This is a genomic window from Neisseria sicca 4320 (assembly GCF_000193735.1).
In the GTDB taxonomy this organism is placed as follows: Bacteria; Pseudomonadota; Gammaproteobacteria; order Burkholderiales; family Neisseriaceae; genus Neisseria; species Neisseria sicca_E.
This window is the reverse complement of record NZ_AEPF01000058.1, coordinates 41580-56935: the sequence shown is the minus strand read 5'-3', so window position 1 is coordinate 56935 and position 15356 is coordinate 41580. Positions and strand designations below refer to the sequence as shown.

Below are 15356 nucleotides of genomic sequence, written 5' to 3'. Positions count from 1 at the left end.
ATAAGCCGATTGTTTTCGGCTAGGGTAATGTCAAAAGGTCGTCTGAAAACCGATTTGGGTTTTCAGACGACCTTTTAGTTTTTAGGGCTTACAGACCGAATAGGGCGATGTCGCCTTTGCCTTGTGGGAAACCTTATTCAACTTGAGCAACTGACGCAAACCGGAATGCTGCCTTCGGGCGGCGGTTCGGCAAGGTCGGCGAATTCTGCCTGTTCATCAAAGGGACGGGCGAGGCAGCTGCGCAGGCGTTCGATTTCGCGGTAGTCGCCGTTTCGGGCTTGGGCGATGGCTTGTTCGGCAAGGTAGTTGCGCAGGATGTAGAGCGGATTTGTTCGGTTCATGCGTATTGCGCGTTCGGCGGGATCGCTGTTTTCGGCGCGCAGGCGTTGGCGGTAGCGTCCGAGCCAGCGGATGAAGGCGGGCGGAACGCCGTTTTTGAAGGTTTGTTCGAGTTTGGGCGGGAGGGATTCGCCGTGCGTATTGCTGACTTCGGACAGGTTTCTGAAAAACAGGGTGAAGTCGGTTTTTTGGTCTTGCAAGGCGGCGAAGAGGTCGGCGATAAGGCTTTCGTCGTCTCTTTGGTCTGCTTGCTGCAAACCGAGTTTGCAGCGCATTTTTTCTAAATAGGTCGTCTGAAAAACTTCTGTCCAGCCGTCGATGAGCTGTTCGAGGGTGTCGTGTGGGGCGAGGGCGTCGAAGCAGGAAGCGAGGGCGGCGAAATTCCAATGGGCGACGAAGGGCTGGGCATTGTAGGCGTAGCGGCCTTGGGTGTCGGAGTGGTTGCAGATGTGGCGGCGGTCGTAGTCGTCGAGGAAACCGAAGGGGCCGTAGTCTATGGTCAGCCCCAGTGCGGACATGTTGTCGGTATTCATCACGCCGTGGCAGAAGCCGACGCTTTGCCATGCGGCGACAGTATCGGCGGTGCGGTTGCGGATTTGTGCCAACAGGGCGGCGTAGGGATTGTCGGCATCTTGGCAGTCGGGGTAGTAATGCCGGATGAGGTAGTCGGCAAGTTGCTGGATTTCGGCTTCGCGGCCGGTGTAATAGAAGTATTCGAAATGGCCGAAACGCAGAAAGCTCGGGGCGATGCGGGTTAGGACGGCGGCAGTTTCGACGGTTTCCCGATAAACGGGATCGTTGCTGCCGCACAGGGCGAGGGCGCGGGTTGTGGGGATGCCGAGACCGTGCATGGCTTCGGAACAGAGGTATTCGCGGATGGAGGAGCGCAAGACGGCGCGCCCGTCGGCAAAGCGGGAATAGGGTGTTTTGCCTGCACCTTTGAGTTGCCACTCTTGGCGTTGCCCTGCGGTATCGACGGAATCGCCAATCAGGAGCGCGCGCCCGTCGCCGAGGCGCGGGGTATAAACGCCGAACTGATGGCCGCTGTAAACACTGGCAATAGGAGCGGGTGCGTATTGCGGCGCGTTGCCGCTGAGGTAGGCAAGGATGGAGGTCGTCTGAAAATCTGTATCCAGATTTAACTCTGCCGCCAAATCGGTGTTGAAGGTGACCCAGTAGGGCGCGGTCAGCGGCTCAGGGGAAACGCGGGAATAGAAAAACGGCGAGAGTTCGGCGAATTGTTGGGTAAGCAGGGGAAGGGTGTGCATGGGATTCCTGATGGGGGCGTACGGATATGTTTATTGTGTTTTAGAGTTGGATGCTGCCTGTTTGATTTTCAAGCATTTTCAAAACAATGCCTGCTGCCGTTGTTTCAAATAATCCGCCAGCGGTTTGGGTAAACCGTAATCCGCCAAATTTTCGGGTTTAACCCAAAGGCAGTTTGGCGGCAAGGCCGTATTTTCAGACGAGCTGGTTTGCGCTTCCAACGGCGTAATCATCAATAAACGATGCGTCAGGCGGTGGGTGAGGGCGGGTTGCTCGGAAAGGTCGTCCCACGGAGAGGCTGCGCACTCTGAAACAATGTCGAGCTTCTCGGCGAAAGTGTATGCTTCGTCCAATTTTTCAAAACACGGTACACAATACAGCCCGCCCCAAATGCCTTTGGCAGGGCGTTTTTCCAGCAAGATTGCACCGTCTTGGTCGCGGACAATCAGCCAATAAAGCGGCAGGGTTTGTACTTCGGGGGCGGTTTTTTTGCGCGGCAGCTCGGCAATGCGGTTTTGCTTTTTTGCTTCGCAGATGTCTGCCATCGGACATTGATGGCACAGGGGTTTTGTCCGTTTGCACACGGTCGCGCCCAAATCCATCAAGCCTTGTGTGTAGGCGGGCATATCGGAGTTTTCAGACGGCAGCAGGCTTTCGGCAAGCGTCCAGAGCGAGTTTTCAAATTTTTTGTCCTGCGGATTGCCGTCGCGGGCGAACACGCGGCAGAGTACGCGTTTGACGTTGCCGTCCAAAATGGTTTCGCGGCGGTTGAAGGCGAAGGCGCAAATGGCGGCGGCGGTGCTTCTGCCTACACCGCAGAGGGTTTCCAAGTCTTTGCGTTCGGATGGAAACGTGCCGCCGAATTCTTCGACGACTTGTCGCGCGGCTTTGTGCAGATTGCGCGCGCGGCTGTAATAGCCCAAACCCGCCCACAGCGACAACACTTCGTCTTGCGGCGCGGCGGCAAGCGTTTGTACGGTCGGGAATTTTTCCAAGAAACGCGGATAGTAGTCTAAAACGGTGGCGACCTGCGTCTGCTGGAGCATGATTTCGGAAAGCCAGACGCAATAAGGGCTTTGCACTTGCCAAGGCAGGTGGTGGCGACCGTGTTGTTTTTGCCAGCGGATGAGCCGTTCGGAGAAGGGGATGGGTGTGTTCATTAATATCAATCGGGGGTTTATTTATATTTAAAACAGTATGTTATGGTATAACATCGTGAAAATAATTCTTATTGACTTATTTTTTGTAGGGGTATATAACTCATATAAAGAGACTTTATTGCGGTATTGAAATTATTTATCAACAAGCAAGGAGTATCAGCATGAAAGCAATGGTTTATCACGGCGCAAACGACATCCGTTTTGAAGAAAAACCCCGTCCGCAGATTATCGATCCGACCGACGCAGTGGTGAAAATCGTCAAAACCACGATTTGCGGTACCGACTTGGGCATTTGGAAAGGCAAAAACCCCGAAGTTGCCGACGGCCGTATTCTCGGCCATGAAGGCATCGGTATTGTAGAAGAAGTCGGCGAGGCTGTAAAAAACGTCAAAGTCGGTGATAAAGTCATTATTTCATGCGTCAGCAAATGCTGTACTTGCGACAACTGCAAAATCCAACTCTATTCACACTGCCGTAACGGCGGCTGGATTTTGGGCTACATGATCGACGGCACGCAAGCCGAATACGTCCGCACGCCTTATGCCGACAATAGCCTTGTTCCGCTGCCCGACAACGTCAATGAAGAAGTCGCCCTGCTGTTGAGCGATGCCTTGCCGACCGCCCACGAAATCGGCGTGCAATACGGCGATGTCAAACCCGGCGACACCGTATTCATCGCAGGCGCAGGCCCTGTCGGTATGTCCGCCCTGTTGACCGCCCAACTGTACAGCCCCGCCGCCATTATCGTTTGCGATATGGACGAAAACCGTTTGAAACTGGCGAAAGAATTGGGCGCGACCCATACAATCAGCCCCACTTCAGGCGACGTCTCCAAACAAGTCTTTGCCATCGTCGGCGAAGACGGCGTGGACTGCGCCATTGAAGCCGTCGGTATCCCCGCCACATGGAATATGTGCCAAGACATCGTCAAACCGGGCGGTCATATCGCCGTTGTCGGTGTACACGGTCAATCCGTTGATTTCAAACTGGAAAAACTCTGGATTAAAAACCTCGCCATCACAACCGGCTTGGTAAACGCCAATACCACCGAAATGCTGATGAAGGCAATTTCCAGCAGCTCCGTCGATTACACCAAAATGCTGACCCACCGTTTCAAATTCAGCGAATTGGAAAAAGCCTACGACGTGTTCAAACACGCCGCTGAAAACCAAGCCATGAAAGTGGTTTTGGAAGCGGATTGATTTGAAGCAGATTATTGAGTTTTAAAAAAGATAGAGGTCGTCTGAAAACAGGTTTTCAGACGACCTTTTTATTTATGGGACTGATTGGATTGGAATGGCGTTATCCTTTTAAACGTATGCAAGCGGGTAGTGTGGCTTTATAGTATTTGTAAAGAATTTGTCAAGAAATGCACGGTAACATCGTAATGAATGACGATTATTTGAGTTAAATCTAGCCCGCACGTTATCGGATTGTGTTAACCTTACGCTAGGCTTGATAATAGTTAACATTCTAGGACTTTAGTTCCCTTGTTTATTAATTATTTCAAGCCAGGGTTCCCGCACCATCATCGCTTCATTTTTTTCTTCCATAAATGCTTCGGGATGCAGTTTGTCCCTCCGCAACAATAAGAACCCGAACATTCTCCCTCTTGTATTTTAAGGATTAAACAATGAAATCGCTCAAAACGTTCCTCATTTGGGGCATTGTGGTTTTGGTCGGCGTAGCGTCCTTTACCACTCTGGCTCTCAGTCGGGGCGAGCAGGTCAGTGCGGTATGGATGGTCACCGCCGCCGTATCGGTGTACTGCATCGCCTACCGTTTTTACAGTCTCTACATCGCCAAATATGTGATGCAGCTTGATCCGAACCGCCTCACGCCCGCCGAACGGCACAATGACGGTTTGGACTATGTGCCGACACACAAAGGCGTATTGTTCGGACACCACTTTGCCGCGATTGCGGGCGCAGGCCCCTTGGTTGGTCCCGTACTGGCTGCGCAAATGGGTTATCTGCCGGGTACGCTGTGGATTATCTTCGGCGTAGTGTTTGCCGGCGCGGTACAAGACATGATGGTCTTGTTCGTCTCCATGCGCCGCGACGGTAAGTCTTTGGGCGATATCGTAAAACAAGAACTCGGCACTGTACCCGGCGTGATCGCGTCCATCGGCATTTTGATGATTATGGTCATCATCATGGCGGTGTTGGCGCTGATTGTGGTGAAAGCACTGGTTCACAGCCCTTGGGGTACGTTTACGATTGCCGCCACCATGCCGATTGCGCTGTTTATGGGTATCTACACCCGTTATATCCGTCCGGGCAAAATCGGCGAGATTTCCATCGTCGGCTTTATCCTACTGATGCTGGCGGTCATTTACGGCGACAATGTGGCGCACAGCTCCATCGGTCACTGGTTTGACCTTGACGGCATCCAGCTCACTTGGGCGATTATGATTTACGGCTTCGTGGCATCAGTATTGCCGGTATGGCTGCTGCTGACTCCGCGCGACTATCTCTCTACCTTCCTGAAAATCGGTACGATTGTCGCACTCGCCATCGGCATCCTCATCGTCAGCCCTGCGCTGCAAATGCCTGCTGTGACACACTTTATCGACGGTTCCGGCCCGGTATTCTCAGGCGCATTGTTCCCATTCCTCTTCATCACCATCGCTTGTGGTGCGGTTTCAGGCTTCCACGCGCTGATTTCTTCCGGTACCACGCCGAAAATGCTCGAAAACGAAACCCACGTCCGCATGATCGGTTACGGCGGTATGTTGATGGAAAGTTTCGTGGCCATTATGGCGCTTGCCGCTGCCGCATCGCTTGATCCCGGCGTGTACTTCGCCATGAACAGCCCCGCCGCCCTGATCGGTACAGATGCCAATACCGCCGCCGAAGTGATTACCACCAAGCTGCAATTCCCTGTCGATGCCGCAACCCTGTTGCATACCGCTAAGGAAGTCGGCGAAAACACCATCCTTTCCCGCGCGGGCGGTGCGCCTACCCTCGCAGTTGGTATGGCACACATCATGAGCCGCCTGATTCCGGGCGAAGCCATGATGGCATTCTGGTATCACTTTGCCCTGTTGTTTGAAGCCTTGTTCATCCTGACCGCCGTCGATGCCGGTACACGCGTCGCACGTTTCATGATTCAAGACTTGGGCAGTATCTTCTACAAACCTTTCGGCAACACCGACTCCATCCCTGCCAACCTGATTGCGACCTTCTTCGCCGTGGCATTGTGGGGCTACTTCCTCTACACCGGCGTGACCGACCCGTTGGGCGGCATCAACTCGCTCTGGCCTTTGTTCGGCATCGCCAACCAAATGCTGGCAGGCGTAGCCTTGATTATGTGTGCCGTTGTGTTGATTAAGATGAAACGCGACCGTTATGTCTGGGTGGCACTCGTTCCTGCCGTCGGCGTACTGTTTGTAACCTGCTACGCCGGTCTGCAAAAACTGTTCCACAGCGACCCGCGCGTCAGCTTCCTTGCCCATGCCGGCAAATACAGCGACGCATTGGCTAAAAACGAAGTCCTCGCGCCCGCTAAAGATATCGGCGAAATGTCGCAAATCATCTTCAACGACCAGATCAATGCCGGTCTGACCGCATTGTTCCTCTCCGTCGTCGTCGTCGTTGCCATCTACGGCGTGCGTACCGCTATGAAAGCACGCAAAGTCGGTTGGCCGACCGCTAAAGAAATTCCGGCGGTGTACCGCGACGGCAAACAACCGGAGGCACAAAGTGAAGCGTAAACTCGCCGCTTGGTGGAAAACCGCCAAACTTACCGCCAACCTCATGGCAGGCGTGCCCGATTATGAAAACTACGTTGCACAACAACGCAAACATAATCCCAACGCCCCTGTCATGACCGAGCTGCAATTTCAAGACTACTGTCGCAAACGCCGCTGCGGTGCAAACGGCGGAAGATGTTGCTAATCGCTTGAACGGTTGAAAAAAAGGTCGTCTGAAAGTTTTCAGACGACCTTTTTATATCAATGCTGCTTGAAAAAGAACGGGTTAGTATTCGCCCAATAGCTGCTCGCGGGTCAGTAAGAATACGAATCCGTCGCCGCCGCTGGTTTCCAGCCAAGTGAACGGCAGCTCGGGATAGGCGGCTTCCAATACGTCGCGGTTGTGTCCGATTTCGACCAACAGTACGCCTTTGGGATTCAGGTATTTGGCGGCGTGCAGCAGGATTTGGCGGGTGGCGTCCAAACCGTCTTCTCCGCTGCCCAAGGCGAGTTCGGGTTCGTGCAGGTATTCGTCGGGCAGCATATCGACCGATTCGGCATCGACGTAGGGCGGGTTGGAAACAATCAGGTCGTATGTGCCTTCCAATCCTTCGAACAAGTCGGTGTGAATCAGGTTGATGCGCTCTTCCAAACCATAATCTTCAACGTTGATGGCGGCTACTTCCAGCGCATCCAAACTCAAATCGACGGCGTCAATTTCAGCGGCGGGGTAGTGGTGTGCCATTTGAATGGCGAGGCAGCCGCTACCGGTACACAAATCCAATGCGCGGTGAACCAATTCGGGGTGTTCTATCCAAGGGGTAAGGTTGTAGCCGAGCAGCTCGTAAATAAACGAGCGCGGTACGATGACGCGTTCGTCAACATAAAAATCGAAATCGCCTTGCCATGCCTGATGGGTAAGGTAGGCGGCGGGGATGTGTTCGACTGCGCGGCGTTCCAGCACTGCCAACACTTCTTCTTTCTCGCTTTGCAGCAGCTTGGCGTCGAGGTAAGGCTCCAACGTGTCCAAGGGCAGGTTGAGGGTATGCAGGATCAGGTAGGCGGCTTCGTCGTGTGCGTTGTCCGAGCCGTGCCCGAAAAACAAACCGGCATCGTTTAAACGGCTGACGGCGAAACGCAGGATGTCGCGGACGGTGGTCAATTCTTGGGCTGCTTGGGTAAACATATTCATCTAAATCCTTAATGGTCGGAACACCGTCCTTCGGGCGGCGGAATCGGGAAGTCATTTATTGCGAAGCGGAACGATTATAACAGAGGTCGTCTGAAAGCATGGTTTCAGACGACCTCTTGAGTGCGGGGGCGGTTATTTTTTGCCTTTTGCTGCTTTCACATCTTTTTCGGTGATGGTGCCGCCGCCGTTATCAAATGCATTCATGATGTAGGTCGAAACTGCTGCTACGTCCGCTTCGTTGATGGCTGTTGCGGGCATGAAGCCGTTGTACGGTTTGCCGTTAACCTTGATCGGGCCGTTGATGCCTTTGAGCATGCTGTTCAACAGTACCTGCGGTTTTTTCATGATGTAGTCGGAACGGAACAGGGGAGGAAACATTGCGCCTCTGCCTTCACCTTTTTTACCGTGGCAGGCGGCGCAGTTGGTTTCGTAAATTTTCTGCCCTTGCGCCATCTGTGCGGCATCGGAGGCGAAGGTTGAGGCGGAAAAGCAGGAGAGTGCGGCAAGTGTCAGGATGTGGATGGTTTTCATGGTTTGTCCTTGCAGATGGTCGGGATGTTTTTGTTTTAAAGGAATAGGGCAATCATACAATAAAGGTCGTCTGAAAACCTATCCTGCCTAAGCTTTTCAGACGACCTTAGATTTAAGTCAAACAAACGGAGGGATACTTCAAACCCATCCGTGCAAATTGCGCCGCACTAAATCTGCCAGTGCGCCTATCCATGCTGCGCCGTCGTTCAGGCAGGGGATATAGCGGTATTCTTTACCGCCGGCGGCGTGAAATTGTTCGCGCCCCATCAAAGCGATTTCTTCCATCGTTTCCAAGCAGTCTGCAATGAAGCCCGGACAGAAAACGTCCAATTTCGTTATGCCTTGTTTCGGCAGTTCGTCAAACAGAACCTGCGTACTCGGTTTAACCCATTTTGCCTTGCCGAACTGGCTTTGGAAGGAAACGATATATTCCTGCTCAGTCAGCTCCAAGGCTTCGGCAAGCAGTTTGGCGGTATGGCGGCATTCGTCGGGATAAGGGTCGCCCTCGTCGTACTGTTTCTGAGGTATGCCGTGAAAACTCAGCATCAGTTTTTCGCCGCGTCCGTGTTCCGCCCAATATGCCTGAATCTGCCTTTTCATGGCTTCGATATAGCCTGCATCATCGTAGAAACGGGATACCGTGCGTATGCTGAGTTGGTTGCGCTGGCGCAGTAATTGCAAGAATACTTTATCCAAAGCCGCGCCTGTGCTTGATGCCGCATATTGCGGATAAAGCGGGACTACCAAAAGATTACCGATGCCTTGCGATTTCAATTCCGCTAAGACGTCGCCAACGCCCGGGTTGCCGTAAGTCATGGCGTAGCGGACGGTTACATCCGGCAGTAGTTTGCCCAAGGCTTCGGCTTGGCGTGCGGTATAAACCAATAAGGGCGAGCCTTCTTTAAACCAGATTTTTTCATAGGCATGCGCACTTTTTTTCGGGCGCAGCGTCAGTATCAGGCCACGCAAGATCGGTTGCCACAACAGCTTCGGCAGTTCTACCACGCGTTGGTCGGATAAAAAGTCGCGCAGGTAAGGTTTGACGGCTTGCGCGGTCGGAGCATCCGGTGTGCCGAGGTTAAGCAGTAGGACGGCGGTACGGGTTTGGTCGGTGTACGGGAGGGGAGGCTCTGGCAGGAAACGGGGCATGGTTTCTTTCTTTAATATTGAATGATATTTTGTGCAAAAGGTCGTCTGAAAAGCAAAGGGTCAATCAAGATAAATGTTTTCAGATGACCCCGATAAGCATAGTTAAATCTCAATCCACTCCGCGGGCGCGGTTTTCATGGAATTGAGCCTGCCAATCGGCAAATTTTCCTTGCTCGATGGCTTCGCGCATTTCCGCCATGATGACTTGGTAGAAATGCAGGTTGTGGATGGTGTTGAGTTGCGCGCTCAAGATTTCGCCGGCGCGGTGCAGATGGTGCAGGTAGGCGCGGCTGAAGTTTTGGCAGGCGTAGCAGGTGCAGCTTTCGTCTATCGGGCGTTTGTCAAGCTTGTGTTTGGCGTTTTTGATTTTCAAATCGCCGAAACGGGTGAACAGCCAGCCGTTGCGCGCATTGCGGGTGGGCATGACGCAGTCGAACATGTCCACGCCGTGCGCCACACCGTAAACAAGGTCTTCCGGCGTGCCGACGCCCATCAGGTAATGCGGTTTGTGTTCGGGTAGCATCGGTCCGACGGCGCGCAGCATACGATACATTTCGGGTTTGGGTTCGCCGACGGAGAGCCCGCCGATAGCAAGACCGGGAAAGTCGAATTGTTCCAAGCCGCGCAGTGATTCTTCGCGCAAATCTTCATACATCGCGCCTTGCACGATACCGAACAGGGCATTTGGGTTCTTCAAATCTTCAAAGGCTTTTTTGCTTCGTTCTGCCCAGCGCAGGCTCATTTGCAGGGATTTTTGCGCCTGCTCGTGTGTTGCTTCGCCGGGTGTGCATTCGTCCAACTGCATCACAATGTCGGAATTGAGTACGGTTTGGATTTTCATGGAGATTTCGGGCGAGAGGAAGAGTCTGTCACCGTTAATCGGGCTTTGGAAGGTGCAGCCTTCTTCAGTCAGTTTGCGCATATCGGAAAGCGAGAAAACCTGAAAACCGCCCGAGTCGGTCAGAATGGGTTTGTCCCAGCCGATAAATTCGTGCAATCCGCCGAACTGTTCGATAACTTCCAAACCGGGGCGCAGCCATAAATGGTAAGTGTTGCCCAAAATAATTTGTGCCTTGATGTCGTGCAGGTTTTGCGGATTCATCGCTTTAACCGAGCCGTAAGTGCCGACCGGCATAAATACGGGCGTTTCGATTTTGCCGTGGTTCAGTTCCAGCGTGCCGCGTCGGGCATGACCGTCTTTTTTGTGTAAGGTAAACTTGAGCATAGGTTGTATCTATAATGTCGAAAACGGCGTGCAAAGCCGCCGTGCAGTCAAACGATTGAGGTAAAAAACGGGATTATAAAGGATTTTCATCGCAATAGCGGTGTTTGAATATTTCAGACGACCTTATTCGTATCGAGATGTTCACTGTTGAAAATGTTTCAAAAAAATCACAATGTTCCGATAATGTCGTCTGAAACATTGTTTTCATGCTTGCCATCGCATCAAAGTATCGTCTATAATCCAAACCCTGTTAAACAGGCACGTAGCTCAGTTGGTTAGAGCACCACCTTGACATGGTGGGGGTCGTTGGTTCAAATCCAATCGTGCCTACCAAATTTCCCAAACGGCATTTATGCCGTTATTTTTTAATGTTTTGGAGCTTTTTTGATGTTGAACATTACCTTGCCGGACGGCTCAGTCCGCCAGTACGAATCGCCCGTTACCGTGGCACAGATTGCCGCGTCTATCGGAGCAGGTTTGGCGAAGGCGACGGTGGCAGGTAAGGTAAACGGTAAATTGGTCGATGCGTGCGATCCGATTACCGAAGATTCAACCGTCCAAATCATTACCCCGCAAGACCAAGAAGGCGTTGAAATCATCCGCCACTCTTGCGCCCACCTTGTCGGCCATGCAGTCAAGCAACTTTATCCTAATGCAAAAATGGTTATCGGCCCCGTCATTGAAGAGGGCTTTTATTACGATATCGCAACGGAAAAACCGTTTACGCCTGAAGATGTTGCAGCTATCGAAGCGCGCATGAAAGAATTGATCGCACAAGATTATGATGTAATCAAAATCATGACTCCGCGCGCCGAAACCATCAAAATTTTCCAAGATCGCGGTGAAGAATACAAGCTGCGCCTGATTGAAGATATGCCCGAAGTTGAAGCAATGGGTATGTATCATCATCAGGAATATGTCGATATGTGCCGCGGTCCGCACGTTCCGAACACTCGTTTCCTGAAAAACTTCAAGCTGACCAAACTGGCAGGCGCATACTGGCGCGGCGACAGCAATAATGAAATGCTGCAACGTATTTACGGTACGGCTTGGGCGACAAAAGACGAATTAAAAGCCTATATCCAACGCATTGAAGAAGCAGAAAAACGCGACCATCGCAAATTGGGCAAACAACTGGATTTGTTCCACTTGCAAGACGAAGCACCGGGTATGGTGTTTTGGCATCCCAAAGGTTGGGCTTTGTGGCAAACTATTGAGCAGCATATGCGTAAAGAACTGAATGCTGCCGGTTATAAAGAAGTCAAAACCCCCCAAATCATGGATAAAACCTTTTGGGAAAAATCCGGTCATTGGGATAACTACAAAGACAATATGTTCGTAACCAGCTCGGAAAAGCGCGAATACGCGGTTAAACCGATGAACTGCCCGGGGCATGTGCAGATTTTCAATAACGGCTTGCGCTCGTACCGTGATTTGCCGATGCGCTTGGCAGAATTTGGTTCTTGCCATCGTAACGAGCCGAGTGGCGCACTGCATGGACTGATGCGTGTCCGCGGTTTTGTACAAGACGATGCGCATATTTTCTGTACCGAAGATCAAATTGTCAGCGAAGCGCGGGCATTCAATGAATTGCTGGTTCGTATTTACAAGCAATTCGGTTTCCATGATGTGTCCGTCAAACTTTCACTGCGTCCTGAGAAGCGCGCCGGTTCAGACGACGTGTGGGATAAGGCGGAACAAGGTTTGCGCGAAGCATTGACTGCTTGTGGCGTGGAATGGGATGAGTTGCCGGGTGAGGGTGCGTTCTACGGACCTAAAATCGAATATCACGTCAAAGACGCATTGGGACGTTCTTGGCAGTGTGGTACGCTGCAACTGGATTTTGTGTTACCGGAACGCTTAGATGCAGAATATGTAACCGAAAACAATGACCGCGCCCGTCCGGTAATGTTGCACCGCGCCATTTTGGGTTCTTTGGAGCGATTTATCGGTATTCTGATTGAAAACCACGCAGGTTCTTTCCCGTTGTGGTTGGCTCCGGTTCAAATGGTGATTATGAATATCACCGAAAATCAAGCGGATTACTGCCGTGAAGTGGCTGCTAAATTGCAAGCCGCTGGCTTCCGTGTAGAGCTGGATTTGCGTAACGAAAAAATCGGTTACAAAATCCGCGATAACAGCCAATACCGCTTCCCTTATCAAATCGTTGTCGGCGATAAAGAGAAGCAGGAAAACAAAGTGGCCGTGCGCCGCAAAGCAGAAGACTTGGGTTCTTTGGATTTGGATGATTTCATTGCACAACTGCAGCAAGAAATCGCAGACGCCCTCGTCAACCATTAATTTTTATAGGAGTATTCATCATCGCTCAAGAACGCGAAGCACGAATCAATGGCGAAATTACCGCCAAAGAAGTGCGTTTAATCAGTGAGTCAGGCGAACAGCTTGGTGTCGTATCGGTTCGTGAAGCTTTGGCTATGGCCGAAGAGCAGGATGTGGATTTGGTAGAGATTTCCCCTACTGCCAAACCGCCTGTATGCAAACTGATGGATTACGGTAAATATAAATACCAACAAGCCAAGAAACGCGACGAAGCCAAGAAAAACCAGAAGCAGGTGCAAATTAAGGAAATTAAATTCCGTCCGGGTACTGATGAAGGCGATTATCAAATCAAAATGCGCAACATCAACCGCTTCTTGGCTGACGGCGATAAAGTCAAAGTAACGCTTCGTTTCCGCGGTCGTGAAATGGCTCACCAGCAACTCGGTGCGCAACTTTTAGAGCGCGTAAAAGAGGATTTGGCGGAAGTAGCCCAAATCGAATCCTTCCCTAAAATGGAAGGCCGTCAAATGGTGATGATGATTGCACCAAAGAAAAAATAAAGTTATAATTTCCAGCTTACTCCGATTGCCGCTTCGGGGTAAGCTTTTGATTGGCGGCAAAAACCGTGGCATTTTGGGTTCAAGTGTTTGAAATCGATGTTTTAAAACCCCCTAATGCCTTATCTAATAACGAATGGAGTTTTCCCATGCCTAAAATGAAAACCAAGTCTAGCGCGAAAAAACGCTTCAAAGTACTGGGTAACGGCGGTGTAAAACGCGCTCATGCGTTCAAACGCCACATCTTGACTAAAAAGACCACTAAAAACAAACGCCAACTGCGCGGTACCTCTATGGTAAACGATCGCGATTTGGCTTCTGTTGCTAAAATGTTACCCTACGCTTAAGGAGTTTAGAATATGCCACGCGTAAAACGCGGTGTAACCGCTCGTGCCCGTCACCAAAAAATCTTCGCGTTAGCCAAAGGCTACCGCGGTCGTCGTAAAAACGTATACCGCGTTGCCAAGCAAGCGGTAATGAAAGCCGGTCAATACGCATACCGTGACCGTCGTCAACGCAAACGCCAATTCCGTCAATTGTGGATTGTCCGTATCAATGCAGGTGCCCGTGAAAATGGTCTGTCTTACAGCAAATTCATGAACGGTCTGAAACGCGCCGCTATCGAAATCGACCGCAAAGTATTGGCTGATCTGGCTGTATTTGATAAAGCCGCTTTTGCACAATTGGTTGAGAAAGCTAAAGCTGCTTTGGCTGCTTAATCCAAAAAAATTTGAAAAGGAAGCTACGGCTTCCTTTTTTCTTTGTCTGAAGAAAGTCTATGTGATTGATTTTCTTTCTTTAAAGTCTATTTTTTTGAATTGATTTGCGCTAAAATACGCCGATTCTATCAAACGGATTGGCCGTAAACGATAAAAGGTCGTCTGAAAAGTTTGGCAACACCAAACCATACAGGCGGCCTCATTGTTTCAGACGACCCATCATCAACCGACAGACGATAAAACCACTATGGAAAATGTAAACCGTATCGTTGCAGAAGGCATTGCCGCAGTAGAGGCTGCGCAAGACTTCAACGCTCTAGAACAAATCAAAGCCCGCTATCTTGGTAAAACCGGCGAATTGACCGGACTTCTGAAAACCTTAGGTCAAATGTCGCCTGAGGAGCGCAAAACCATAGGTGCGCATATCAATGAATGCAAAAACCAGTTTCAGACGGCCTTTAACAATAAACGTGACGCCCTCAACGAAGCCAAACTCCAAGCCCAACTTGCAGCCGAAGCTCTTGATATTACCCTGCCCGGTCATGCGCAGGAAAATGGCGGTCTGCATCCTGTAACCCTGACTTTGCAGCGCGTGGTCGAACTCTTTCACGGCATGGGTTTTGAAGTGGCGGACGGCCCGGAAATCGAAGACGATTTCCACAACTTCCAAGCCCTGAATATTCCCGCAAACCACCCGGCACGCGCCATGCAGGATACGTTCTACGTTGAAAACGGCGATGTTTTGCGTACGCACACTTCCCCGATTCAAATCCGCTATATGCTCGATAAAAAAGAACCGCCCATCCGCATTATTGCCCCCGGCCGTGTTTACCGCGTGGACAGCGATGCTACGCATTCGCCCATGTTCCACCAAGCTGAAGGCTTATGGGTAGAAGAAGGCGTAACTTTCGCCGATTTGAAAGCAGTGTTCACCGATTTCATCCGCCGCTTTTTCGAACGCGATGATTTGCAAGTACGTTTCCGACCGTCTTTCTTCCCGTTTACCGAACCGTCAGCCGAAATCGACATCATGGGCGAAAACGGCAAATGGCTGGAAGTCGGCGGCTGCGGTATGGTGCATCCCAATGTATTGAAAAACGTGAATATCGACCCCGAGAAATACACCGGTTTCGCCTTCGGCATCGGCCTCGACCGTTTCGCCATGTTGCGTTACAACGTGAACGATTTGCGGCTGTTTTTTGATAACGATTTGAACTTTTTGAAACAGTTCAAATAATTTTCAG

At 51.2% G+C, this 15356-nt stretch carries 15 protein-coding genes and 1 tRNA gene; 10 read left to right on the top strand and 6 right to left on the bottom strand.

Annotation, left to right across the window (positions count from 1 at the left end; all coding sequences use genetic code 11):
• Positions 1-137 precede the first annotated feature (137 nt).
• A complete protein-coding gene (locus NSCA4_RS0106055) occupies positions 138-1607 on the bottom strand; it encodes a protein adenylyltransferase SelO (protein ID WP_016687301.1) in 1470 nt (489 codons plus the stop codon).
• A gap of 78 nt (positions 1608-1685) precedes the next feature.
• A complete protein-coding gene (gene mutY, locus NSCA4_RS0106050; RefSeq protein ID WP_016687300.1) occupies positions 1686-2765 on the bottom strand; it encodes an A/G-specific adenine glycosylase in 1080 nt (359 codons plus the stop codon).
• A gap of 161 nt (positions 2766-2926) precedes the next feature.
• Between mutY and NSCA4_RS0106045 the strand changes: the two genes are divergently transcribed.
• The 4 genes from NSCA4_RS0106045 to NSCA4_RS0106030 all read left to right on the top strand — a co-directional run bounded on the left by NSCA4_RS0106045 (position 2927) and on the right by NSCA4_RS0106030 (position 6664).
• Complete coding sequence (locus NSCA4_RS0106045) at positions 2927-3967, top strand: zinc-dependent alcohol dehydrogenase family protein (protein ID WP_016687299.1); 1041 nt, start codon at positions 2927-2929, stop codon at positions 3965-3967.
• Between the two features lie 14 nt (positions 3968-3981).
• Positions 3982-4110, top strand: a complete 129-nt coding sequence (locus NSCA4_RS16030; protein WP_255265283.1) for a hypothetical protein — start codon at positions 3982-3984, stop codon at positions 4108-4110.
• A 288-nt stretch (positions 4111-4398) separates the two neighbouring features.
• The gene (locus NSCA4_RS0106035) at positions 4399-6480 is read left to right on the top strand and encodes a carbon starvation CstA family protein (protein ID WP_016687297.1); all 2082 of its coding nucleotides are present in this window, start codon (positions 4399-4401) and stop codon (positions 6478-6480) included.
• Positions 6470-6664 (top strand): YbdD/YjiX family protein, encoded by a 195-nt coding sequence (locus tag NSCA4_RS0106030; RefSeq protein ID WP_003744600.1) that lies wholly within the window; start codon positions 6470-6472, stop codon positions 6662-6664. The genes NSCA4_RS0106035 and NSCA4_RS0106030 overlap by 11 nt, the downstream gene beginning before the upstream one ends.
• 81 nt (positions 6665-6745) lie before the next feature.
• Here NSCA4_RS0106030 and prmB read toward each other — a convergent pair whose 3' ends face one another.
• The 4 genes from prmB to tgt all read right to left on the bottom strand — a co-directional run bounded on the left by prmB (position 6746) and on the right by tgt (position 10556).
• The gene (gene prmB / locus NSCA4_RS0106025) at positions 6746-7645 is read right to left on the bottom strand and encodes a 50S ribosomal protein L3 N(5)-glutamine methyltransferase (RefSeq protein WP_029609575.1); all 900 of its coding nucleotides are present in this window, start codon (positions 7643-7645) and stop codon (positions 6746-6748) included.
• A 138-nt stretch (positions 7646-7783) separates the two neighbouring features.
• Positions 7784-8182 carry a c-type cytochrome gene (locus NSCA4_RS0106020; RefSeq protein WP_016687295.1) on the bottom strand — a complete coding sequence of 133 codons (399 nt, stop codon included), beginning with the start codon at positions 8180-8182 and terminating at the stop codon, positions 7784-7786.
• 138 nt (positions 8183-8320) lie between these two features.
• Entirely contained in the window at positions 8321-9331 is a 1011-nt protein-coding gene (hemH, locus tag NSCA4_RS0106015; protein WP_016687294.1) for a ferrochelatase, read from the bottom strand.
• A 109-nt stretch (positions 9332-9440) separates the two neighbouring features.
• Positions 9441-10556: a tRNA guanosine(34) transglycosylase Tgt gene (gene tgt, locus NSCA4_RS0106010; RefSeq protein ID WP_016687293.1), complete on the bottom strand. Its 1116-nt coding sequence runs from the start codon at positions 10554-10556 to the stop codon at positions 9441-9443.
• 256 nt (positions 10557-10812) lie between these two features.
• Here tgt and NSCA4_RS0106005 point away from each other — a divergent pair.
• The 6 genes from NSCA4_RS0106005 (at position 10813) to pheS (ending at position 15349) form a co-directional block, all read left to right on the top strand.
• Positions 10813-10889, top strand: a tRNA-Val gene (locus tag NSCA4_RS0106005).
• A gap of 54 nt (positions 10890-10943) precedes the next feature.
• On the top strand, positions 10944-12857 hold the full coding sequence (gene thrS, locus NSCA4_RS0106000; RefSeq protein WP_016687292.1) for a threonine--tRNA ligase: 1914 nt from the start codon (positions 10944-10946) through the stop codon (positions 12855-12857).
• Between the two features lie 17 nt (positions 12858-12874).
• Entirely contained in the window at positions 12875-13396 is a 522-nt protein-coding gene (gene infC, locus NSCA4_RS0105995; RefSeq protein WP_074895063.1) for a translation initiation factor IF-3, read from the top strand.
• Positions 13397-13542: 146 nt separating this feature from the next.
• Positions 13543-13740: a 50S ribosomal protein L35 gene (rpmI, locus tag NSCA4_RS0105990; RefSeq protein WP_002232040.1), complete on the top strand. Its 198-nt coding sequence runs from the start codon at positions 13543-13545 to the stop codon at positions 13738-13740.
• Positions 13741-13752: 12 nt separating this feature from the next.
• Positions 13753-14112: a 50S ribosomal protein L20 gene (rplT, locus tag NSCA4_RS0105985; RefSeq protein WP_016687291.1), complete on the top strand. Its 360-nt coding sequence runs from the start codon at positions 13753-13755 to the stop codon at positions 14110-14112.
• A 247-nt stretch (positions 14113-14359) separates the two neighbouring features.
• A complete protein-coding gene (gene pheS / locus NSCA4_RS0105980; protein WP_016687290.1) occupies positions 14360-15349 on the top strand; it encodes a phenylalanine--tRNA ligase subunit alpha in 990 nt (329 codons plus the stop codon).
• The last annotated feature ends 7 nt before the right edge of the window (positions 15350-15356 follow it).